Here is a 22,294-nt window from a genome sequence, read left to right as displayed (position 1 = left end):
TGTGTCTTAATAGATTTAGGAATGCGCTTAAAGAATTCAAAAGGTGTACTAAATCGAAAGGTCTCTTATGAACTCGCGTATTTTTTTTGAATCGTTTTATCGATCAATCGGAGTAATTTTTCTCTCACTGTTTTCGGGTTGAAATTTTGTTCCACGTATTTTTTTCCGCTCATGCCCATTTCGAACGATTCTTTCGGGTGGTCCAAAATGAAGTCTAGGGTTGCAAAAAAACTCTTTCGATCGAAGTAAAAAAGTCCGCCGTTACTTCTAAGACAATGGCCTTTGAGAACGTCCGACTTTCCATTAACGAGTGCCGGTTTTCCTTTTAACCAAGCCTCCATCAAAACGATGGAGAAACTTTCCAAAGGAGAAGAATTTATCAAGCATACACAATTTTGAAGAAGTTCAAATTTGATTTGTTCTTCGACGAATCCCAAAAATTCTATATTTTGATCCTCTAATATTTTGTTTGGAATTTTAGAAGCTATCTTTCCAGCGATTTTGAGTTTGTGAGGAAGTTTTGAATTCTTTTTCCATTCCAAGAACCATTCCGCCATTTCCAGAAAGCCCTTTCCTTGGTCTACTCTACCTACGTAGAGAAGAAAAGGTGTTTCTTCTCTGTTCGAATTTTTTTCAAGCGAAGATTTACAGCGCGTCCCAAAACCTGCGGAAGCGCTCCTTAGAGAGCGACGCATTGATTTTTCTGCTTTATCAGAAAAATCAAGCTGGCAACTCAGCGTCTCGTTCTTATTGTCGCTTGACGTGTTCTTATGATGATAGTCCGCGTAATTATTTTCCGAACCGGGGTCACTTGAACATTGACCTAAATTGAGGTTCATTCCAGTTATGGAATACGTACTCGGTTTATATCCAAGAATGTTCCGAAAAACATTCAATTCTTCTGGAGTATTAAACGAATAAGAACTTTGATCTGTTAGAATTTCTTTATATACTGGAAGATAAGCGGGAGGTTCGTCATGAAACGTAGGAATGATGATCGACTTTTCGGCAACCAGAGGTATTCCAAAAACCAAAGGATAGTAAAGGTAACTCACGAAGAAAAAAACGTCATACTCACTTTTTCTAGATTCAATAAATTGAATCAGTTCGGGAACATAAGGACCTTGTTCTATAAGCCAATGATTGATACTTTCTTTGTTTTGTAGAGAGGGTCTTTCCAAAATTTTTTTGGAAAGACGATTGAATCGTTCTATGTTTCTTTGTTTTTCAACGGTAAATTGAAGAATCTTATACTTTCCGCCTAAGGAAGAAGTTTTTTCTTCGAATCGAATCGGTTTGGAATGATTTGTTCCTTCGTAAAAAAAGATTTTCTCTTGGATCGGAATCGAATTTTTCCAAGTGATATAATCCAAACTGCGAGTTGTTAAAACTGTGATCTCAAAATCCGTAGCTAATAATTCCACGAGCTGAAAGATGAGTTTTTCCGATCCCCCGGAAACTTTGTCCGAAAAAATCGGAGAAACGACCGCGATTTTTTTAAGAGAGGGTTTCAATAATTGTCCTAAGAACGAATTTAAAATCCGTTTTTTTAAATTCTTCCAAACGAAGGTCTTGATTCATTAAAATTCGATCCTTAAAAGGGATATCCGTCAAAATTTTATTGAGTAAAATTGCTAAATCCGGAAATTTTTTTTCCTTAAAAAGAATTCCTGCACCGTTTAAGGTTTCGGGAACCGCACCGCCGGAATATGCAAGAATCGGAATTCTATGAATCATTGCCTCAATCAAAGGGACACAGAAACCTTCATGCTCGCTCATGGAAACGAAAACGTCTGCCTCTTGATAGAGATTTTTCAGTTCTGTATCGGAAAGAAAACCGGTGATTAAAATATTTTTTCTAAGGTCGTAAAAATCCAGCATTCTTTCCAACTCTTCCCGATAGAGATATAACTCTTTCGAACTAAAACCGGCGAGATAGAATTCAAATTGATCGGAGATCATGGACTTGTATGCGTATGCAAGTCGGATTAAATCGTCTTGTCTTTTGTTTGGAGTGATTCTTCCGACAAAAAGAATTTTTTTGATCGGCGAATCCGGTTTTTCGGCTTTCGCAAAATTTTTAGTCAACTGATACGTGATGGGAAGAATTCCGACATTTTGAAAACCTAATTCTTCCAACTCTTTCTGATTGAACTTGGAAACGGCCAAAACGAGATCGAATCTGTCTATCATCTCCTTCAATTCGTCTCTTCCTTTTTTTAAAAGATAACTCATCTTTAAATCGTAGGATTCGAAAAAGTGATGAGGAGTCACATTATGATAAATCAGGATTCTGGGAGATCGGAAACTTCTTAAAAAATCGAATACACCCGAATGGATCGAATGGTGATAAAATAAAATGTCTTTTGAGGATTTATCGTAGGTTTTGTATTTTTTCACGAAAGGTAATTTGGATGCGCCTATATTTTCGGAAAAAATATCTCCTTTATATTCCAAATCTCTTAAGTGATTGCGAATCTCCAGCATTTGATTGCTGATTGCATCGCCTGGGTTGAAGCCAGCGGAAAATTGTTGAATCTGTCTCATGTCAGAATTTTGTCTCTAAAAAGAATATCGAACGGAAAGGAATTATATTCTTTAGCGATATCCTGTTCTTTTTCCGAAATCTGTTCGCGTAAGTTTTTCTTTTCTAAAATATTATCGATCAGACCTGTGAGTAAACTCATGGATGAAGAGGATTTATCTTTAAAAAGAATTCCTCCTGTTTTCATCGTTTCCGGCGTCGCTCCGGCATGGTAAGAGATTGCGGGGATCCCGGCGCCGAATGCGTCCAAAATGGGGATATTAAATCCTTCGTGTTGGCTCATACAAACGTATAAGTCCATGGAATTTAAAAAGGATATCATTTCAGAATCGTTTGCATTCAAGCGAATTTGGACGTTTCCCGTAAGTCGCTTTCGTAAAATAAGCTTCTTAAGAAAATTGTAATATTCTTCGAAAATCTGTGGAACGTTTCCGCAAATCAAAAGTTGGACGTTTTGTCTTAATTTTAAAATCGATTCGAGCAATTCCAAAAGATCCTCTATTTTTTTATTGGGAGCGACTCTTCCTATAAAACCGATCGTATATTCCCTTTTATCCTTAATGACGGTTTCTCGAATCGAATATTTTTTTACGATGGGAAGGACTAGGATATTTGTCGCACCAAGAAATCGCAGAAAATTCGCATTAAATTCGGAAGATGGTAAAAACAAATCCGTTTCGTTCTTAAGGGAATATAGCTCCAACAAAGAGCGTTTTTCGTCCAACTGAAGGGTATTATAAATTTCAGGACTTACGAAATCCTTAAAATAAATCGCGGGGGTAAAACTTTGATAGCGAACGATTTTTTTCCCGGGGAGATTTCGAAACCAATTGAGAGGATAACCGCAGCCGCCGTAGTTCAATATATGCACGTCATTCCGAGAAAAACGAGAAAATATCGACGAATGGGTTTCTATTGGAAATGGTTCTTTGGAAAAATTTTTGATACAGATGATGGAGTTAGAAACGTTTAAGGTTTCGAGAACGTTTCTAATCCCTTTGATGTCGTTTCCGATTCCGTCTCCATCTCGAAATTCGGTGACGTGCTGATAGACCTTCATTTTCGAAATGAAAGAACGGTAAAACCGTCTTCCGATTTTTTTTCTATAATATTTCTAAAGCCAAGTTGTTTGAGATAATTCCGAACCAACGGTTCCTGAATTTTTGTAAGCCTTAAGGGCAAAAATGGAGAAAGGTAATTGGAGTTTTCGTTTGAGAACCGAAAACGGATTTCCGTACCGGAAGATACGCCTAAGCTAAGGGCTCGAAGGGTCTTTTCGATCAGCCAGTGCGGATGAATTGATAAATTCTCATATATTAAAATTTTAGAATATTTTGAACAATCTTTCGGAATTGCTCCCGGTTCTTCCAGGTAGATGTTCGTGGTTATTGAATTTCCGATGAATTCCGAACAGGATTTGTTCCAACTGACCGAATCGAATTTGGAGCCTAATTTTAAAAGTTGTTTGAGTATCTTGCCCCAACCCGGCGATAGGACTAAAACCCTTTCGGAAGGATCAATGGATTCCAGCAAAAAGTTTTCGCTTTCTTCAACAATGTTTTCCGAGTAGAGATCCTCGTTCGCCCAAAGAAATTCGGGCCTGATTTCTTTTCCGATGGTTTGATTCCATTCTAAAAATTCGGAATAAAAAGACTCCATCTTTCTTTTTAGATTTTGATTTTCACAACGGATTAGAATTAATTCGTGCAATACGCTGTAGAATGCGCGGGTTCTGTTTTCTGAAAGTTTCTTATCTAAAAACGAATAAAATTCCGCAAAACGAATCAAAAGCCATTTGAGAGGTCCGCGTACAAACCGAAGTTTAGGATTAGAAAATTTAGGAGGAGAGATTCCTTTTTCGAAAAGATGAGCAATTTCGGCGGGATCAAAATCCCGATAACCTTCCGGGCTCGGAGGGGAAAATTTCCAATGAGTGAGTTTTTCGATGTCTTCCTTTGTGGAAGGATTTTTTTTGAGTTTGGATTCGATTTCTTCCATGATTTCTCGTACATTGATCCGAGAATCTCTGATTTCGAATAGTTCCTGAAATTTGTCTTCCATACTCAAAAGGGGAAAGAATTTTATTCGATTGTTTTTTATTCATTTTCTAAAACAACAGTATTTTTACGGAAAAGTAAGAATTCTATGAAATGCCTTATTACGGGAGCAGCGGGGTTTGTAGGTGGTTACTTACTGAAGGAGCTGAAAGAATCTTATACCGATTTTTTAGGGATTGGAATTCAACCGGGCCCCGATATTGAAAAGGATCCTGAACTTCCTCAATCGTATCGATTTGTCGTCTGTGATATACGAAATGTAGATCAGGTTCATTCAGTCGTTCATGAGTTTTCACCAAACACAGTCTTTCATCTTGCTGCACAGCCCTTTGTTCCTAGAGCGGTAGAGGATCCGGGTGAAACGTTAGAAATTAATGTACAAGGAACGTTGAATCTATTAGAATCTCTGCGTTCCTTAAAAAAGAGAGTTCGTTTTATTTACATTTCCTCTTCCGATGTGTATGGAAACGTTCCGGAATCTTGTCTTCCCGTTCAAGAATCCGTTATTCCAGCACCATTGAATCCGTATTCTTCTTCAAAGTTTTGTGCGGAAATTTATTGCCTACAATATCATCGATGGATTCCCGAACTTGAAGTTGTGATTGCTAGACCATTTAATCATACGGGTCCAAAACAAAGTCCTAATTTTGTAGTTCCTAATTTTTGTTTTCAGGTTTTAGAAGCTCTGAAACGTCCTGAATCCGAAAGAAAAATTTTAGTCGGGGATTTATCCTCTACAAGAGATTTTTTAGATGTAAGAGACGTTGTGCGTGCGTATCGAATCCTTTCCGAAAAAGGAAAGCCCGGAGAAATTTACAATATCTGCTCCGGTAAAGAAACTGTAATTCGAGACATTTTGGATGAAGTTATTTCCGCTTCCGGTCGAAAAATTCCGGTGGAAGTGGATCTTTCTCGTTTTCGTTCTGCGGAAATGAGGCGCCTTTTCGGAAACAAAGATAAACTTCAAAAACTAGGCTGGGCGCCTAATTTCGATTTATCGGATACGATTCAAGACGTTTATCATTGGCATCGAACGATCTGAAACTCTGGATTGGGTGGATTTACGATTCATAGAATCTGAATCGAAAATTAAATTAACGCGAGTTCGATATAAAGTTCTGTCCCAAAACTGGGACAGAACCTTGCAGCTTGATCTTTCTGACAAAGTAAACTGGGTTTTTGGGACGCGTCGAAAGTTTGGGTGAATCCAGCCTTTGCTTGCAAAGGCCCATAACCTTACCCACAAATACTTGGATCTGAAGATAAATCTGTCGGAATTACTACAAATCCTCTGTGAAACTTACGCCCCACCCTGATTTTGGGTGGAGGGGAGAGGAGGTAGACTCGGGAGGTTTTCTTTACCACAAAATCATACTTCTTGCAAGTAAAAAGCCTCATTCTTGTCGGAACACTTGAAAAATATCAGTTTTTGATCCTTATGATCCCAAAAGCCTTCTTAATTTGTGGGTAACGTTATGGCAAAGGCCGGATCGCGCTTTAACTCAATGTTGCTGCCTACGGTCGCAACATAATGCTCCAATTCCTTCGGAATTTAACTCAATGTTTCTCCCTAAACTCAGTGAAACGGCTTCCTAAGGGGCGCCGTTTCAGGTCGAAACATATAATCGCTTTCGCATTTGTTAAGCCGAACTCACGTTAGATTATAAAATTTTAAAGCACTGAACCTTTCCAAGTTTTAATGCCACTTTCTTCGATTGGGAACGGATTGCCCAGGTATTTCGGATTCGTTTTGAATAAATTCATGTCGATCCAGGCAAGAGTTCTTGCGAAAAACTCTCTGAATCTACTGAAGGGCCCGCTTGTATAAATTTTTCGATCTGATTCGAAGGCTTGAAATCTAAGACCGATTTTATTTGCAAGAAAAGCGGCCCGAGGTTGATATACTTTCTGACTTACAAAGATCAGATCTTTTATCTGAAAAATTTCTTTTGCACGAATCAACGTGTCTAACGTTCTAAAGCCTGCATGATCGACGAATATGTCTTTTTCGTTCACTTCGTTTTTAAGAATGTAAAGTAACATCGGTTTTACTTCATTATAGTAAATCGAACCGTTATCTCCCGAGAGGAGAATCTTTTTTACTTTTCCCTGATGATACAATTCCAGAGCGCAATCCAACCGATCTTTTAAAATGGCGGAAGGCTCGTTTTTGTAGACCGAAGCTCCGGGAACTATAGCTACTGTAGCGAATTTTGCGGACCTATAATTCTGAAATTTTTCCGTGCGAAAATATAATTCTTCGAAACTGAAATCGATTGCAATCGGAGGCGCTATAATGATGCAAGATACGAAGAAACTTCGAACATAAAATTTAGATTTTTTAAGAAAACTTAAGTCAAACACAGGATTGAAAATCTGACAAAATCAAGAAGCTTTTTTGGTAGGCTACAAGACAAATTTCAAAAGAGAAAATTCTTTTTTTCTTTTCAACGGGTTTTGATCGGAAAAAATCTTCGAAATCGGAAATAAACTTTTGAACCACGGGTCCTACCGATTGAGTAGAAATCTCATGAAATTCCTGAATTCATTTGTCAAAATTACCGTTGTGGGTTGTTTTTTCGCTCCTATGATCATTTTTTCCCAGGAATTGATGGGGCTTCGTTCCGGTTCTAATCTTCCTCCAGGTCGGCAATTAGCTCCAATTCGCCAATTAAGAAGTTTCGGTCTAGTGTTCGGAAATGTAGACACTGTGAGAGAAAGATTTGCTCTTTCCGAAAAGCAATTAGATGAAATTTCGAAGATCAATGAGAAATATAAACAAGAACATTTTAAATGGCTTCAAAAAATTTCACCAATTGAAATTGAACTTGAAGGACTTTTAATGGAGTCTAACGTTGACCTTGCGAAAATCAGAAAGCTTCTTGTCGAAATTGGAAGATATACCGCTGAAATTCGGATCAATCAAATTTCGCATCGTCTTGCTATTGAAAAAGTACTTACTCAGGATCAAAAATCCAAAATCAAAGAATCTTTTACTCGCCCGGGGGCCGGATTTCCCGTGAATCTTTTTTCTCCGGAGAGAATCATCCTTCCCATTCAAGGGATCCTACACTGAGGTATACATGGACCAAAAAGAATTTACCGAATTAATCAATTCGACCAAACATATCGTACTTTCGGCGATTAAAAAGAATTTATTCGACGAGTTTTATGATTCCATCGACGACGTAGTGCAAGAAACTTATTTTCGTGCGTACAAAAGTCTTTCCGCAAATAAGTTTCGCGGAGATTCTTCGGTAAGCACTTGGCTTTATACAATCGCAAGAAACGAATCTTTGAGGATGAATCAAAAAAGATCGAGACAAACTGCACTTGCGAACAAGTTGAAAGAGAAAGTAACGTTGGACAATTCCATTCAGGAAAAAGAAGCCGTATCCATCAGCTTTACCGATTTTGAATTAAAAGATCTTTTGGCGGTACTTCCGTGGAAGTATAAATCGGTGTTAAGTCTTGTTGGTGAAGGATATAAGGAACAACAGATCGCCGAAAAGTTAAGTATCCCCGAAGGGACAGTAAAATCTCGGGCATTTCGTGGAAAACAGATACTAAAAAAATTTTTCGTAGATAAGTAGGATTAGATCAGTATGAAATCGAACAGATTCGAAAAAGAAATTTCGGACAGACTTTGTAGTAAGGTTTGGAATTCTAGAATCTGCGACGCAGTTTACAAAAAACGCCGTTGGAAAATAATTCAATTGGCGCTGATTACATTTTTATCTGCTTTCTTTTCCAGTTCTATGATTTGGTTGATTTTTTTTGAAAATCAAAAAGCCGAGCTTACTCGTAACGAACTTCATACTTGGATTCAAGAGCAGATTTATGGAGCGACTGTAGAAGCCGAATCTAAAATCCAGAGTACAATTTATAAAGAAGAAAATAGTGCGAGAAACGGCCCCACTTTTTTGGATGTGGACACGTTGATCGATGCTTCGTTGGACCGAAGATAATTAATTAGAAAATTAGAATCTAGTTTGGCGTCTGGAATTCAATAAGAAACAAAAAATACTAGTAGAGACACTTTTGGAAAAACTACGTCTTCCTTTATCATGTAGGTGATCCTATAGGGAACTAACGTTTCGATTTATATCTATTTCATTTTCGATTTTACAAGAACCGTAAAAGTTTTGGTTGAAAAGATTTTTTGAGCGAAAATTCAAAGAATTACTTGAAATACCCATTGGAGCACAGGTTCAAGGTGCATATTGGGAACGTGTTTTGCCATATTTGATCTTGAGTGTAATTCTTTGGAAGCATGATCTAAAGCCAGTTTTTGGTCGTAAAGTCAAAATGGGACGACCCTTTAGTCACTTCAAGACCGAAGTATGGGCGTGAATGATTTGGTTTCCACTTGACCTATATTTCCCCCGGGTAGACCCTTAATCTGGAATCATATCCATGGAAAAAGAAATCCGCAAGCGATTGGATCGGGTTAAGGAGAAGGGGCATCAAAGATTGACGGTGCTTCTTATTCCACACGGTTTTGATAAATCATTTCATTTTCAAATTTCGGTTTTTACGATTTTCTTTTTGTTCAGTCTTTTGGTTACCATTTTGGGAATTGCGGTTTTCGGAATCGTAAAATATAACAATACAAGAAAACAAATCAATGCTTTAGCACAAGTTTATGGGAAATACTTCGACGAATACATCGAATATTCGAAACAACTTGAAGGAGTTGAGGATGACTTCCTTGCACTTACGGAGAATTTAGAAGAAATTTACTCTCTTATAGATGGGCATGGCGACGAAATGTTGAAACTTCCCGATGAGTCGGATATCGAAACGATTGCACTCGCGGAATTGAAGACGGAAGAATCGGCGGATAAGGATCTCATGTTGGGTAGAAGTTATCTTTCCGAAATTTATGGATATCGTACCGCACGAGTTTACATGGACAAACACCGTCCTTTAATGGATAGCATTTACGATTTTTTAAACCTCAGATACGACGTGATGGACGCGATTCCTTTCGGGGAACCTTTGTATTCTTATAATCTCACTTCTTACTTCGGGACTAGACGATCGCCTACTACTGGTTATATGGAATATCATGACGGGATCGATCTTGCAAACGTCCCGGGAACTCCGATTTATGCGACCGGTAATGGAAGAATTCATCGAGTCGTCTATTCGAACCGCGGTTATGGAAATCATATCGTGATCCAACATGCAAACGGTTACTTTTCCCTCTTCGGGCATTGTACGAAGATATTCGTGAAAGACGGACAACAAATTCGAAAAGGAAATCTGATCGCAACGGTCGGTTCCACGGGAAATGTAACCGGTCCGCATTTACACTATGAAGTATGGATTGGAGAATCCAATCGTACGGATCCTATAGAATACCTCAAAGTTCCCGTTTATTGATTTAGCGGGGTTAGATATGTCCAAGAAAAAAAAAACTTATCAGAACACTCTTTCGGAAAAAGAGGCGAAAAAAGTAATCGCCAAACTTGCCGATGAGATTCGGCATCATCAGTATTTATATTACGTAAAGAATCAACCGGAAATATCGGATTTTGACTTCGATCAACTCTTTAAGCGACTTCAAGATCTGGAAGAAGAATTTCCGCAGTTTAAAGATTTGAATAGTCCGACTTTGGTGGTCGGTTCCGATCTGGATAAGGATTTTGAAAAGTTCCAACATAAACTTCCGGTCTTATCTCTCATAAATACTTACAACGACGACGAATTATTGGATTGGGTTAATAAAACTGATCCAGATGGGCTTTATTCCGTGGAATGGAAAATAGACGGAGCGTCCATCGTATTATATTATGAAAATGGAATGCTTAAGAACGGTGTCACTCGAGGTTCCGGCGGAATCGGAGACGACGTTACCGATAATATCCGGACGGTTCGTAATATTCCTCTTCGTCTGCCGGAACCGATTACGGTTTATCTTAGAGGCGAAGTATTTATGACTTTCAAGGATTTCGAAGAATTCAACGAACTTTCTTCCGGCAAATATGCGAATCCCCGAAATTTATCCGCAGGATCCATCAAACAAAAAAATTCTGCAGATACCGCAAAACGTCCTCTTCGGATTTTTACGTACGACGCAACCTTTCCGGGATTCACGAAAAAATTCAAAACACATCAGCAAATTCTTTCCAAACTCGAAAAGCTTACGTTTCCAGTTCCGCCTGACACGGTCTTTGTGAATGGATCGAAGATTGCAGAAACGATCAAGGATTTTAAAAAGAAAAAAGATACTTTAGGATTTCCAACCGACGGACTTGTAATCAAACTCAACGATATTTCCAAAAGAGACGCACAAGGTTATACTTCACATTCTCCCCGATGGGCGAGGGCGTATAAGTTCGATGCAATCATGAAAGAAAGTAGGATCGTCGATATTACTTATGCGGTCGGTCGAACCGGAAAGATTACTCCAAGAGTCGAGATCGAGCCGGTGAATCTTGCGGGGACGACGGTTACATTTGCAACTCTTCACAACCAAGATTATATAGATGAGCTCGGGGTGGGGATTGGAGCGATCGTAAGAGTTGCAAAACGTGGAGAAATTATTCCCGCTGTGGAAGAAGTAATTACTCCTGGTAAGGACGTCTTTAAGATTCCGGATTATTGTCCTTCTTGTAAAACAAAAACGATCAAAAAAGAGAATTTAGTCGATTTGTTTTGCCCGAACCCGGATTGTCCTGATCGAGTGAAAAACGGAATCATCTTTTATTGTCAAAGAAAGCAGATGGATATCGAAGGGCTCGGTGATAAGCAGATCGAATTCTTATACGATCACGGTTATATCCGATCTATCGCCGACTTGTATGATCTGAAGGATCAGAAAGAGAAATTGATGGAAGAGGAGGGTTTTGGAGAGAAAAGTCTCGCTATTATTTTCAACGGGATTGAACATTCCAAACAAAAGGATTTTCGTTTTTTACTGCCTTCCATCGGGCTTCCGGAGCTCGGCCACAAAGTGACAGAATTATTAATCGAACACGGAATTGATTCCATGGATGAGATTCTTTCTATAGCCAAGGATAAAAAAAGAATCGAATCTCTTTTGGAAATTCCCGGTATCGGACCTTCTACGATTAAAGCGTTTGAAGAGAATTTTTCCGACAAACGGATCTTAAAACTGATTGCTCGTCTTAAAAATGCAGGACTTAAACTAAAAGCCGATCCAATAAAAGTATCCGATCAACAACCATTTGCAGGACAGTCTTGGTGTGTTACAGGTTCTTTCGAAAATTTTCAACCTAGAGACAAAGCAATGGATTTGATTGTCTATTATGGAGGAAGGAAAGTGAGCGCTGTAAGTTCCAAAACTACTCATCTTTTGGCTGGCCCGGGTGCTGGATCTAAGTTAGAAAAAGCGAATGAACTAGGAATTGTAGTATACAATGAGAAACAATTCCTAGATTTGTTGAAATCTTTGAAAATTAATTTTAAGAATACGAATTAGAATTTTCTAAATAGAATTTATTGGATATTAAAAACAGATTTGTTCATTAAAAATCTATCTCGAAAACTTTGATATCATAGTGTTTCATCCCTTTTCTCCGATTGTATTTGTCTGTCTCTATTTCCTCGATCACTTCATTATAACGCTTGATCGTTGTTATTGTCTTTCGCTTTTACTGACAACTTTTTATAGGATGTTACATCTATGAATCCTGTTTTGTTAGGAATAAGCGATTCCATTGCGTCCGACTTTTCGGAGGATTATAAAGGATGGTCGGGAGAAAGAAGAGTATTAGAGCATTATAAAAAATCAATATATGATTTGCTTCAATTTCTGGAAATGAAGCCAGAGACACTCAAAGATATTCTTACCGATTTTGTTAGTATCGAACCAGCGTCTTTGGGAAAATCCGGCTATGGGCATAGTGTTCGGATTGCTAACGAGCTTGGTTATGCTGGATTTCGTGCTCATCTCGTAGATTTGGGGGGAGCGAGTGTAACGGGAGCGCTCGGGCAAGCAAAAAGTATCCTTCATTCCGATACGGAAGCGGTCGTATTGATTGCCGCCGCGGACGTTCCCAAATCCACATTTAGAAAAGTTTCCGACATGAAACATTTGAACGAAACCGTTTGTCATCCTATATATGAACTTAATTACGGAGCAACCTTGATTGCGATGTACGGACTTCTGATAAAAAGAATGATGTTTGAAAATGACATTACTCGGAAAGATCTCGAAACGATCACAAAACGATTCAGAGCGAACGCGATAAATAATCCGAGAGCATATGTTTATCAGCAAGAAATCACGGATAAACAACTTTCTCGAACTATAGCAGATCCTTATTCTGCGCCTATGATTGCGGTCGTTACGGATCATGGGTTTGCGACGATACTCATGTCAGAAAAAAAGGCGAAACGGCTTCAATTACAGGGAAAGATTAAAAAAGGAATCGATCCTATGTATCTTATTGGAGTCGGTCAAGCTGCGCATGCGGAATACTTTATGTTGAAGGGAGATTTTGCAACTCCTGCAGGAAAAGCGAGTGATCTTGCGTTCGCATCCGCGGGGATCGAAAGGGAAGATATAGATTACGCTTGGATTTATGATTGTTTTACGGGAATGGTGATCCTCCAGTCATCTGAGTACTTTGGAATTCCTAAAAGGGACGCTATGGAACATTTAAAGAATGGAGAATTACGACTCAAAGGCGGAAAAAAAATCAAAGTCAACGAGATGGGTGGAATTTTAAATTACCAAGCGGCTATGTCTATATCCGCAGCGACAGGTTTGATAGATGTTGCAGCACACTACGGATTATATTCTCGACCGGTATCGAATATTCGAATAACTCGGCCTGGAAAATCTTTAGTTGGCGGTAATGGAGGAGTGGATAGTATTAATACGGTCGCTATTTTTTCCTCGACACGTTCCACATTCAAACCGAAAAAAATAAAACCGAAACACCTTTTCCTCAATCAAAACGAAGTCAAGAACAACGAAATCGGAACCGTTTATTCTTCAACTACGGTAAATATGAATCCGGGTTTTTCTACGAAGGTACCTTATTCGTTGGCTCTTGTAAAGATGAAAGCAGGGGGATACGTAATGGTTAACGTATTTGACTTCCAAGGAAAACTTTTAAAAACGGATCATATGTTACGATTCGATTCTTCGAAATTAAAAGTGATAAGTGAAAATGGTTTTTTGAAAGGAATTTTAATTTAGCCTGAAAGAAATTTCCAAAATGATAAGTCAGACATTTCCCAAGACTCTCCAAAATTCAGGATTGGATCGATTTATGCATATAAAGGCTGAGAATATTCAAACGGGCCAGGTTCGAATTTTTAACGGTTCCGATCTGATTTTAATCCCTGATTCTTCCAATGAAAAAGAAGGAACTATGTTTCTTCAGGGAAGAAAGGTTGAAAACTGTCTAAATCTCAGAAAATATTCCACCTTCTTCGTAGTTTCTGATTTTGTCTCTAAAACAGGATTTCCCGATACGATTAAATTGCAAGAAGTCGGGCCGGATGGATCTGTTTTTGAAATTTCTGAAAGTAAGATCGATTGTTATCGAGTGATGGGAATATTTTTGGAATAAGAATCACTTTCTGCTGGATTCGAACTCATACAAAAATAGAATCCGTAATGAAGTATTTTTTCCTAGGGGAATTCAATCATGGTCCAGAAGAAAAAGACCAAAGTTCAGAAGGCGGTTCCTAAAAAAAATAAAGGCTCCGCAAATTCTTCGATAAAAAAAAATGATATCCGACTTTCGGATATGTTGGATCTTGCAGCAGAAGAATTCGTGAAAACGATCGAAATTATGGCTAAACTGACTTCTGGAAATCGTATGAAACTCAAGAATTCTATCAAAGCCGCTGCAAAAGACGCTTTAAAAGGCTGATTAAATACGGCCTTCTTTCGATCGCCTGATTTTTAGTTCAGTCAATTTTTTTCCAAAGAATTAAAACGTTTCATAAAAACTTTCCAAAATGATTCGATTTTTTGCGAGAATTGTAGTCAACTGTAAATATGGAAAACTTATTTCTGATCACTATACTATTCTTAATTTTGTTTGAGCAGTATAAAACCAGGGTTTCTCGGGAAAAAGTTCCGATTCGTGCTTTAAAACAGTATGTCCATCGTTAGTTTTTGAATTATTTTGAAGCCGGGAAAGTAGTTAATGTTTTTACACTCTCGGCTTTTTGTTTTTTCACTTTCTTTTCCCCCTTCTTTGTATTGATTCCATTTTAGAGAGTTGAAACATTCTCATTCCAATGGAACTTTGTCTAAAGACCGAGAAAAGTATGTATAAAAAACCAATGACTCCTACTCGAGCTATCGAGACTTTTATTCTTTGTCAGAAAAAACACGAACCTGTTTCGGAAGAAGTGATTTTAGTTTTAAATTCTTTTGAATCTTGGAACGAGATCGAGCTTACCGGTCTTCTCAATGCTTCTTTTTATTTTCCGGATATCCTAAACGGATATAGATCTGAACAAACAATTCGATTACTTCTCGAAAAATTCAGGCAAAAGATTGTGGAAATTCCCATTCAATGACTCATTTTACTGAACCTAAAGTAATTTATCAAGAAGCGAATCCGTACGGAACATTTACTGCGTATTTAGAAGACGATGGAAGAACCGTTTATCTTTATCTTCAAGGAGAACAGAATCCGGAATTCGGAATCAAATCCGTGTGGGTTTGCAATCGAGTGGAAGCTCCTGATAAAAGAAGTGTGGAAGATCTTTCGAATGGTTTGGCACCACTTCTTCTTCATTCTGAAGTAAACGAGCCGAAACCTCATCCCGCTTTAGAGGAAAAGGAACTGTACTTTATCTGGACGGAAGAAGGAGATGGGGTCGCTCTTTTTTACAAAGAAACCTTGATTGCGTTTCTTCCTTCTTGGTCAGGTATCAAAGGTTTCCATGGATACTCGTTTCATGCAAAAACAGAAGCCCTAACGGCGTATCCTTTGGGCAACTCTGATTTTGGAATTATTCCTGATCGAGTGCGGGCGTCTCGAGATTTTTGGGAAGCGCGTTCCAAACAAGGAGTTTGGAAAGAAATTCAGGAAAAGCGGCTTTCGTTTTTAGAATCCAAATTCGGTAAACACGATAAGTATTGGGCCGCGGATGGAGGAAAATATCCGCAACTCGGAATTGCCCGTTTTCAATCGGAAAAGTTTTCCGAGATTCTAATCTATTCTACGATCGGAATGAGTGCGCAGAACATGCCTACGGTCGAGCTTTTTCATAAAGACTATGAGGACTATGCGAGAATTGAGCTGGTTCTCGCCGTTAAAATCGGCTTGGAAGGATTGGAAAGATCCGAATCCTGGGTTCCTCATTTAATCGGTGAATTGATTCGTTTTCCTTGGAATATGGCAAAATGGTTCGGCCATGGGCATACAATCACTATGTCGAGAAAGGATCCTGAAGCTCTTTATTTGAGTTTTACTTCCATTCTCTTTCGAGACTTTGAAAGTTTTACTTCTTCATTGAATGTGCCGGATCTTTCGGGATTCACCTCTGAAAATGGAAAACAAGTTCGATTTTTAACCTTATTACCTATATCTGAAGAAGAAAAAGAATACGCTCAAAGAGATGGAATCCAATCTTTTAACCGACTGTGGGATGAAAAAGGGTTTTCTTGGTACCACAACGCGGAAAGACCAGCTCTTATATAAAAGTTTGTATTGTATTGTTTCAATGAGGCTAAGATGAAATGGAATCTTGCAGTTTGGTATTTTTGATAGAGTAAAAGAATCTCTTTATGAATTGTGGCGATTGAAATACACTAAAAATGGCTGTTTTAGAAGATACTATACGCTCTATCAAACATTACATGAATCATTCGACATTTTTATCGGCTTTGATTTGTGCCTCTTCTTTATGGATCACACTTCCATTGTCTCTTTTATCCGAAAGCACCGATTCGTTAAGTGTAGAAGTACAGGAAAAAATTTGGCAGGAGATTTATAATAAAGATTTTCATTCTTCCAAAAAATTGGTCCAACTTGAACTCGCTAAGAGTGGTAAAAATGAGACAATCCCTCTTTTATCTCTTCTAGAAATCTCTTTAAATGGACTTCAGAGATACAAACAAGCAAATGATATTCGTAAAAAAATTCTTTCTATATGGGAAAGTAAGTATAAGAAATCTTTCTTAGAAGAAAATTATCCGATTAATCTTGCTACTTGGACGCGGATGGTGGTTGTAAAACCTGACTCATTGTTGATTGGAGCGGAATATTTTATACCTTATCCGGTCAATTCAAACAAGGAGGGATTTTATTATCATAAGTTTACTTTATACAATCGTTTTTCAAAGAAGCCGACTCGATTCTTCAAATTAGAAAAATCGTCTGTAACAAAACAAGAATACCGCCTTTATGAGATTAATTCAGAGGGAGAGTTCAAGCAGATCAAGGTTTACGGTAATATTTTGCCAGAGATGAAGGATGAAATAAATTTTCTCATCGAATTTTTAGGCATTTAAAGCTGATTTATACTGAATCGAGTGACTTGAAGCGTTTGGAAGTATGTCTTTAAAAGAAAAACCCGCTTCTTGAAGCGGGTTTTAAAATTTCATTCCTTCTTAGAATGAAAATCTGTTGCTAGATTTACTTATTTCTTCCTTGCAACTTTCTTTTTAGCTGCTTTTTTCTTAGCAACTTTTTTCTTAGCTGCTTTCTTTTTTGCAACCATTGACTCTTCCTCCGTGTTACTAACGTTAAGCTCTAAACGTTTTCAAAGCTTAATGCCGTGATTAGAGACATAATTAATGGATCAAGATAAAAATGTAAAGTGTTTTAATAAATTTTTACATTTTTTTTAAATTTATTTGTCTAACTGATTTCCTTTTAACTCGTGAGTCTTCTCATTCACTTCAAGACAGATAAAAGATATATCATCGCTAGGATCTTTTTTACCTCGAAAGTCTTGAATCGTTTTTAGTACAAGATCCGTTAGATCTTGTGGATTCAATTGATGATTATTCTTTAAAAGATTTAAAAAATTCTCATCACCGAAGATCTCTTCGTTATCATTGAATGTTTCAGTGACTCCATCAGTGAATAGAATTAATTTATCACCCGGGTGAATCGGAATCGTCAGACGTTTATATTCGGTGGGTAAGACGCCTAAAACTCTTTGAGTTTCAGCTCTTAATTCTATTTTTCCGTCTTTTCGAATGCAAATCGGAGAAGAATGACCTGCATTGATGTACTCAAATGTTTCTTCTTGGGAGTTATATTCTCCACAGATGAAAGTCATGAACTCGCTTCCTCTATATCGCTCGATAAGAAACGAATTGATCACTTTGAATATCGTGGATAAATCCGATTTTTTTCGAATTTGATTTTGAATGATACCTCTGATCGCACTGACTAAATACCCAGTTCCTAATCCATGGCCCGAAACGTCTCCTAAAGCTAACAACATCGTATTTGAATTTAATTTTCGAATGTCTAAATAATCTCCCGAAATTCCGACAGCAGGTATTGAAAAAAATCCAATCTTGGTTTCTTTGATATGTTCGTTTTCCGCCACGTGTAGGGTTTTATCGATGATTGAAGCCATATTAAGGTCACGAACGATTCTTTTTTTTTCCACTTCTTCGGCCAATAAAGTGTAATTTTGAAGGAGCATAGAGGCCATTCGAGTGCATTCTTTCAAAAAATGCAATTCTCCCAGATTGAAGTTCTTTCGGTTGTTCTTTTCTCCTACGAGAAATACTCCCGACACTTCTTTTCCTCTGGAGTAATTGAAGATAGGATATGTTAATTGTACTCCCGAATTATGAAGAAATTTGTAAACCGATTCCCGAATTCCGAGTCCGTAGGCAAGATGTGTCGTAACAGTGACTTCTGTATTTGTCGCAAAATACTGCCATATTTCAGAATTGGAGGAAATTCGAATGAAGTTGATGTTTTTTAGATCGGTTCTGGGAAACTTATCTGCAGGTATCAAAACGAGAATTTTGGTGATGTCCAGAGCTTCTGAAACTTTTTTCATGAGACTGTTGATGGTTGCTCTCATAGAAATCGGCGCGCTGATCATCGCGGAAATCGTTTCCATGGCGGAATGCAATTTATGGTTCCGTTTAAAACTCCATGTGTCTACTAGATTTGAAAGGCGCCTATTGATCGAACTTATCGTATAAACGCTCGAACAAAGAAATAGAATATTGAATTCTTCCAAATATTTGTCTGCGGCGATCGGATTGAATTTAAAAAACGCTCCAAGTAAAAGTAAATAGCTGCCCGCTAAAATTAGAATCAGATAAATTGAAGTGAGTGAAGAACTGAATGCAATTTGGACCGGAACAATTGAATACGTGAAGGTTCCGTAGATGATCAATGCAGGAAAAATCAGAAATGCGGATAAGATCAAAAGTTTGGATAGATCCGGAGAAATCAGCTCCGAAAATTCAACAGAAACGAATGGAAGAATGGAAATTGCGCTGAATGCAAAAATCAGACTTAATTTTTTGAATAAACTTTGAAGGGGAAAAAGATTTCGTATTGAATCTAGAACAAGAAAAAAAATACAAATTATGGAACAGAATAAAATAAAATAAACTCCGTTGGTTGCGAGTATTCCAAAAATATGAGGATCCGCTTTCTGTGACCTGCCTACAAAACCGGCGATCAAAGAAAAAATAACTTCCGGAGCGAACCAACGAATGGGAAGTTCCTTTCCTCTAAGCCTGAAAGATATATTCAGGATTACAAACGCGGTAAAATAGAGAAAAAAGAAAAATAAAAAGTGAAACTCGTGAAATCCCACTAAAAAGAAATTGAATAAACTCAGACACGATAAAGATCCGAATAACAAAAGCATATAGAGGTCTCTCGTATAAAAGAAAAACCAAATTGCTACGGAAAGGTACAGTAAAGAGATAAGAATATCCCTCGTAAATTCTTGGATGACAGAATAATACGATTTTGGGGCTAAAATAACCGGAATCGTCTCACTTACCCCCTTGCCGTAAATGTGTATTCCGTTTTCGTAAGATTTTCCAGACTCGGCCATCTTTACGGCGATTTCCAATTCCAAAAGATCGACTTTTTTTCCGAGAATGCTTGGGAACTCTTCGCTACTTTGAATGATTGTTCCATTCGGATAATAATAAAAAGGAGGTCTTAACGTTTCGGAAGAAGTTTGTAAAACTCCGATGAGGAGAACGATGCTGAGTAAAATCAGGGAGATAAATAATAAAAGTATGTTTCTCACTACGGAAACCTCATATCGTGAATAGAAAGCATAGTACGGTTTTTCCAAGTAATAACCAGAGGATCATTTTCGATATTTTCTTCTACTTCCCATCCCGTTGAAAGAAGGTTCTTACCGAAGTCGGAGTTTCTATGAACCTTGAAATTTTTCCCCGAAGTTTTTAAAGAGATTGTGTTCTCGCTTCTTCGAATGATTCCGACGAGAAGATCGTATTCTTCATTCCAAGATATTTCTTTGAGATAGGATTCTACAAGATTCTTAATGTAGCTTAAATTTTGAACGGATCTGGAAGTTCTCGCCGAATATAATACTCCCAGTATATAACAAAGAACTAATACGGAGACCTGATTTGTGATCCCCAGTTTTAAAATTACAAAGTAGGTTTCGTCACTCTCCGAATTGAGAAATTCCACGAGTTCTCCCGGTTCTCTGGAAAGAATTTCTATGCGGATATTGCCGATCATAGGAGGTTCCGCGGCCGCTTCCAGGAATTTTCGGATTTTACCTGCGGCTTCCAATTCCTTTCTGTATTTTTTATTTTCCGCAACTTGGGAGGATAGGATATGATTGTGGACAGCGATTCCGCATTTTCCGGAAAGAAAACTCAAATCCTGTCTGACCGAATCCTTGGGAATATTGGATACGGCGAGAAAACCGAAGAGAGTTTCTCTATAAACGAAAGGTAAGATGAAATTAGCTCTAAGACTCACAAAGTCTTCGTTGATCTCGTGATTCTGGTCTGGCTCTCCGATGATCGAACCGTTCTTCTTATTCAAAATGTATTTTAAAAGTTTTGCCTCGGGATTGATCCCATCGTGGGTAATCACCTTTCTTTGTTTCTTTTTTGCATACATATAGAGTTCGAACGTTTTCAAATCGTTATTGAGTAATGCGAGTTTACCATAATTACTTTCGGTCAATCGAACAAGGTCTGGAAAAACATTCTTGATCAAACCTTCGTGGTCGAACTTGCGATAGGCTAATCGGGAAGAACGGGGATCGTCACTTAAATATTCGGAAATTAGAATGGACTTAAGCTTACCGCTGAGTTTTTCCTGAAGAGGAAAAATGATAAAAACGGCAAAGATCAAAGTAGAAAGTAAACTTACCTCCATGTAGTATTCGATTGCAGTCGGGAACACGGAGAGGATAAAGAAATAGAACCCTAATGCGATCAAAACGGAGGTTCCCTTTGCGAATAGATTGATGATTCCTGAAATAAGATAATAATCCGTTACAAGAGAACGAAACGTTTCCTTAAATCCTCGTTGAGTGTTTTTACTTTCAGGTAGTGTAGTAAGCATTCTCTTTTATATACTCTTCCGAAAAATCGCAACCCCAAAATTTCATGGAGACCGTTCCGATATTCAACATTACATTTAAAGAAATTTCAGTATTATTTTTTAAATATTCGGAAAGCTTTTTTAAGATTTCTGGATTCGCTTCTTTAACGGGAAGGGTCCCAAAATAAATTTGGAGACTTTCGAACGGAATCGGTTCTTCGAAAACCTTGCCCACAGCCATCACCAATCTTCCCCAGTTCGGGTCTCCCCCATAAACCGCTGTTTTTACTAAAGGAGAGTTGAGAATGGATTTGCCGATTTTTCTCGCTTGGGTTTCGTTTTTCGCTCCTTTGATTGTAAGTTCGATCAATTTAGTCGCCCCTTCCCCGTCAATTGCGATGAGTTTTGTAAGATCGATGCAGATTTCGGTAAGGGCTTGAGAAAAATCTTCCATCGAACTTTCGCCAGACAAACCGTTGCAGAGTAACGCGACCGTATCTGAAGTTGAAGTGTCCGAATCGATGGTCAAACAATTGAAACTCCGATCGACCGATGATTTTAAAACTGAATAGAGATTGGTTCCTTTTGGAAGAGAAACATCGGAAAGAATGTAGCAGAGCATCGTCGCCATATTCGGTTCGATCATTCCCGCACCTTTTGCGATTCCGTAGATTGTGCCTTCTCCCGATTCGGTTTTAATTTTTCGGAAAGAAATTTTCCTTCTCTTATCCGTAGTCATAATCGCTTCCGCGACTTCTTCCAGGTTTCCCGGTTTTAAAAGAGATTTCGCTTTTTTGCAAGCGGGAAGTATGATTTCCATTTTTAGAGGAATTCCGATCACGCCGGTGGAGGAAGGGAGGACGAGCTTTTCGTCGATGCCGAGAGATTCTGCGATCGTTTTGCAGATTTCTCTGGAGTTTTGAATTCCTTTTTCTCCCGTCGCAACGTTGGAGTTTTTGGAATTAATGACGATCGCTTGTAGAACTCCGGATTGAATATGTTCTTTTCCGACGATCACCGGAGCGCCGGGATAGTTGTTTTTTGTAAACATGGCCGCCGCTTTGCAGGGCACATCGGAGTAAATAACGCCGAAGTCTTTCGTGTCGTCCTTGATTCCAATATTGATTCCGAAAGATGAAAAGCCTTTGGGCATTGTCATAAGATCCCTCAACGTATCAGTTGGATCTATCTTTGGGAAATTATCTCTGCCG

20 protein-coding genes are annotated in these 22,294 nt (G+C 38.2%); 12 read left to right on the top strand and 8 right to left on the bottom strand.

Going from position 1 to position 22,294, the window contains the following annotated elements:
• Positions 1-65: 65 nt before the first annotated feature.
• The 4 genes from CLV95_RS04560 to CLV95_RS04545 are packed head-to-tail and all read right to left on the bottom strand — an operon-like array spanning position 66 to position 4,606.
• Complete coding sequence (locus CLV95_RS04560) at positions 66-1,514, bottom strand: glycosyltransferase (protein WP_002737339.1); 1,449 nt, start codon at positions 1,512-1,514, stop codon at positions 66-68.
• A complete protein-coding gene (locus tag CLV95_RS04555) occupies positions 1,498-2,547 on the bottom strand; it encodes a glycosyltransferase family 4 protein (RefSeq protein WP_002724488.1) in 1,050 nt (349 codons plus the stop codon). Before CLV95_RS04555 ends, CLV95_RS04560 begins: the two co-directional genes overlap by 17 nt.
• Positions 2,544-3,605: a glycosyltransferase family 4 protein gene (locus tag CLV95_RS04550; protein WP_002732552.1), complete on the bottom strand. Its 1,062-nt coding sequence runs from the start codon at positions 3,603-3,605 to the stop codon at positions 2,544-2,546. Before CLV95_RS04550 ends, CLV95_RS04555 begins: the two co-directional genes overlap by 4 nt.
• Complete coding sequence (locus tag CLV95_RS04545; protein WP_002724490.1) at positions 3,602-4,606, bottom strand: LIC_10202 family protein; 1,005 nt, start codon at positions 4,604-4,606, stop codon at positions 3,602-3,604. The genes CLV95_RS04550 and CLV95_RS04545 overlap by 4 nt, the downstream gene beginning before the upstream one ends.
• Before the next feature lie 84 nt (positions 4,607-4,690).
• Here CLV95_RS04545 and CLV95_RS04540 point away from each other — a divergent pair, with 84 nt between their 5' ends.
• Positions 4,691-5,644 carry a GDP-mannose 4,6-dehydratase gene (locus CLV95_RS04540; RefSeq protein WP_002732362.1) on the top strand — a complete coding sequence of 318 codons (954 nt, stop codon included), beginning with the start codon at positions 4,691-4,693 and terminating at the stop codon, positions 5,642-5,644.
• Positions 5,645-6,273: 629 nt separating this feature from the next.
• Here CLV95_RS04540 and CLV95_RS04535 read toward each other — a convergent pair.
• On the bottom strand, positions 6,274-6,966 hold the full coding sequence (locus CLV95_RS04535; protein ID WP_002724472.1) for a SanA/YdcF family protein: 693 nt from the start codon (positions 6,964-6,966) through the stop codon (positions 6,274-6,276).
• 166 nt (positions 6,967-7,132) lie between these two features.
• Here CLV95_RS04535 and CLV95_RS04530 point away from each other — a divergent pair, with 166 nt between their 5' ends.
• The 11 genes from CLV95_RS04530 (at position 7,133) to CLV95_RS04475 (ending at position 17,062) form a co-directional block, all read left to right on the top strand.
• Positions 7,133-7,678, top strand: coding sequence for a Spy/CpxP family protein refolding chaperone (locus CLV95_RS04530; RefSeq protein ID WP_002730453.1), 546 nt, complete (start codon positions 7,133-7,135; stop codon positions 7,676-7,678).
• A gap of 7 nt (positions 7,679-7,685) precedes the next feature.
• Entirely contained in the window at positions 7,686-8,195 is a 510-nt protein-coding gene (locus CLV95_RS04525; RefSeq protein ID WP_002724432.1) for an RNA polymerase sigma factor, read from the top strand.
• 12 nt (positions 8,196-8,207) lie between these two features.
• On the top strand, positions 8,208-8,570 hold the full coding sequence (locus tag CLV95_RS04520) for a hypothetical protein (protein WP_002724460.1): 363 nt from the start codon (positions 8,208-8,210) through the stop codon (positions 8,568-8,570).
• Positions 8,571-9,018: 448 nt separating this feature from the next.
• Positions 9,019-9,990, top strand: coding sequence for a M23 family metallopeptidase (locus CLV95_RS04510; protein WP_002724482.1), 972 nt, complete (start codon positions 9,019-9,021; stop codon positions 9,988-9,990).
• A 16-nt stretch (positions 9,991-10,006) separates the two neighbouring features.
• Positions 10,007-12,052: an NAD-dependent DNA ligase LigA gene (gene ligA / locus CLV95_RS04505; protein ID WP_002724370.1), complete on the top strand. Its 2,046-nt coding sequence runs from the start codon at positions 10,007-10,009 to the stop codon at positions 12,050-12,052.
• Positions 12,053-12,256: 204 nt separating this feature from the next.
• Positions 12,257-13,780: a thiolase C-terminal domain-containing protein gene (locus CLV95_RS04500; RefSeq protein WP_002724438.1), complete on the top strand. Its 1,524-nt coding sequence runs from the start codon at positions 12,257-12,259 to the stop codon at positions 13,778-13,780.
• A gap of 19 nt (positions 13,781-13,799) precedes the next feature.
• Complete coding sequence (locus CLV95_RS04495; protein ID WP_016749376.1) at positions 13,800-14,156, top strand: hypothetical protein; 357 nt, start codon at positions 13,800-13,802, stop codon at positions 14,154-14,156.
• Positions 14,157-14,234: 78 nt separating this feature from the next.
• Positions 14,235-14,462: a hypothetical protein gene (locus tag CLV95_RS04490; protein WP_002732483.1), complete on the top strand. Its 228-nt coding sequence runs from the start codon at positions 14,235-14,237 to the stop codon at positions 14,460-14,462.
• Positions 14,463-14,865: 403 nt separating this feature from the next.
• Complete coding sequence (locus CLV95_RS04485) at positions 14,866-15,120, top strand: hypothetical protein (RefSeq protein WP_002732319.1); 255 nt, start codon at positions 14,866-14,868, stop codon at positions 15,118-15,120.
• The gene (locus tag CLV95_RS04480; protein ID WP_002732514.1) at positions 15,117-16,250 is read left to right on the top strand and encodes a suppressor of fused domain protein; all 1,134 of its coding nucleotides are present in this window, start codon (positions 15,117-15,119) and stop codon (positions 16,248-16,250) included. The genes CLV95_RS04485 and CLV95_RS04480 overlap by 4 nt, the downstream gene beginning before the upstream one ends.
• A 116-nt stretch (positions 16,251-16,366) precedes the next feature.
• Positions 16,367-17,062, top strand: coding sequence for a hypothetical protein (locus CLV95_RS04475; RefSeq protein WP_002732253.1), 696 nt, complete (start codon positions 16,367-16,369; stop codon positions 17,060-17,062).
• Between the two features lie 341 nt (positions 17,063-17,403).
• Here the strand turns inward: CLV95_RS04475 and CLV95_RS04470 are convergent, their stop codons facing one another.
• Genes CLV95_RS04470 through argJ form a run of 3 tightly spaced genes read right to left on the bottom strand, consistent with a single transcriptional unit; the run spans position 17,404 to position 22,236 of the window.
• Complete coding sequence (locus tag CLV95_RS04470) at positions 17,404-19,800, bottom strand: PP2C family protein-serine/threonine phosphatase (RefSeq protein WP_002724446.1); 2,397 nt, start codon at positions 19,798-19,800, stop codon at positions 17,404-17,406.
• A complete protein-coding gene (locus CLV95_RS04465) occupies positions 19,800-21,104 on the bottom strand; it encodes a hypothetical protein (protein WP_002732542.1) in 1,305 nt (434 codons plus the stop codon). The genes CLV95_RS04470 and CLV95_RS04465 overlap by 1 nt, the downstream gene beginning before the upstream one ends.
• Complete coding sequence (argJ, locus tag CLV95_RS04460) at positions 21,085-22,236, bottom strand: bifunctional glutamate N-acetyltransferase/amino-acid acetyltransferase ArgJ (RefSeq protein ID WP_002724367.1); 1,152 nt, start codon at positions 22,234-22,236, stop codon at positions 21,085-21,087. Before argJ ends, CLV95_RS04465 begins: the two co-directional genes overlap by 20 nt.
• Positions 22,237-22,294: the final 58 nt, after the last annotated feature.

This window comes from Leptospira borgpetersenii serovar Javanica (assembly GCF_003046425.1).
In the GTDB taxonomy this organism is placed as follows: domain Bacteria; phylum Spirochaetota; class Leptospiria; order Leptospirales; family Leptospiraceae; genus Leptospira; species Leptospira borgpetersenii.
Note: the sequence above shows the minus strand (reverse complement) of the source record. Positions and strands in the feature narration are given on the sequence as shown.

What these genes read in the sequence shown, in the direction of transcription:
- CLV95_RS04540 (WP_002732362.1), top strand. Translation starts at nt 4,691, where the DNA reads ATGAAATGCCTTATTACGGGAGCAGCGGGGTTTGTAGGTGGTTACTTA.
- argJ (WP_002724367.1), bottom strand. Translation starts at nt 22,236, where the DNA reads ATGCCCAAAGGCTTTTCATCTTTCGGAATCAATATTGGAATCAAGGAC.
- CLV95_RS04550 (WP_002732552.1), bottom strand. Translation starts at nt 3,605, where the DNA reads ATGAAGGTCTATCAGCACGTCACCGAATTTCGAGATGGAGACGGAATC.
- CLV95_RS04555 (WP_002724488.1), bottom strand. Translation starts at nt 2,547, where the DNA reads ATGAGACAGATTCAACAATTTTCCGCTGGCTTCAACCCAGGCGATGCA.
- CLV95_RS04525 (WP_002724432.1), top strand. Translation starts at nt 7,686, where the DNA reads ATGGACCAAAAAGAATTTACCGAATTAATCAATTCGACCAAACATATC.
- ligA (WP_002724370.1), top strand. Translation starts at nt 10,007, where the DNA reads ATGTCCAAGAAAAAAAAAACTTATCAGAACACTCTTTCGGAAAAAGAG.
- CLV95_RS04485 (WP_002732319.1), top strand. Translation starts at nt 14,866, where the DNA reads ATGTATAAAAAACCAATGACTCCTACTCGAGCTATCGAGACTTTTATT.
- CLV95_RS04530 (WP_002730453.1), top strand. Translation starts at nt 7,133, where the DNA reads ATGAAATTCCTGAATTCATTTGTCAAAATTACCGTTGTGGGTTGTTTT.
- CLV95_RS04465 (WP_002732542.1), bottom strand. Translation starts at nt 21,104, where the DNA reads ATGCTTACTACACTACCTGAAAGTAAAAACACTCAACGAGGATTTAAG.
- CLV95_RS04500 (WP_002724438.1), top strand. Translation starts at nt 12,257, where the DNA reads ATGAATCCTGTTTTGTTAGGAATAAGCGATTCCATTGCGTCCGACTTT.
- CLV95_RS04545 (WP_002724490.1), bottom strand. Translation starts at nt 4,606, where the DNA reads ATGGAAGACAAATTTCAGGAACTATTCGAAATCAGAGATTCTCGGATC.
- CLV95_RS04480 (WP_002732514.1), top strand. Translation starts at nt 15,117, where the DNA reads ATGACTCATTTTACTGAACCTAAAGTAATTTATCAAGAAGCGAATCCG.
- CLV95_RS04510 (WP_002724482.1), top strand. Translation starts at nt 9,019, where the DNA reads ATGGAAAAAGAAATCCGCAAGCGATTGGATCGGGTTAAGGAGAAGGGG.
- CLV95_RS04520 (WP_002724460.1), top strand. Translation starts at nt 8,208, where the DNA reads ATGAAATCGAACAGATTCGAAAAAGAAATTTCGGACAGACTTTGTAGT.
- CLV95_RS04490 (WP_002732483.1), top strand. Translation starts at nt 14,235, where the DNA reads ATGGTCCAGAAGAAAAAGACCAAAGTTCAGAAGGCGGTTCCTAAAAAA.
- CLV95_RS04495 (WP_016749376.1), top strand. Translation starts at nt 13,800, where the DNA reads ATGATAAGTCAGACATTTCCCAAGACTCTCCAAAATTCAGGATTGGAT.
- CLV95_RS04475 (WP_002732253.1), top strand. Translation starts at nt 16,367, where the DNA reads ATGGCTGTTTTAGAAGATACTATACGCTCTATCAAACATTACATGAAT.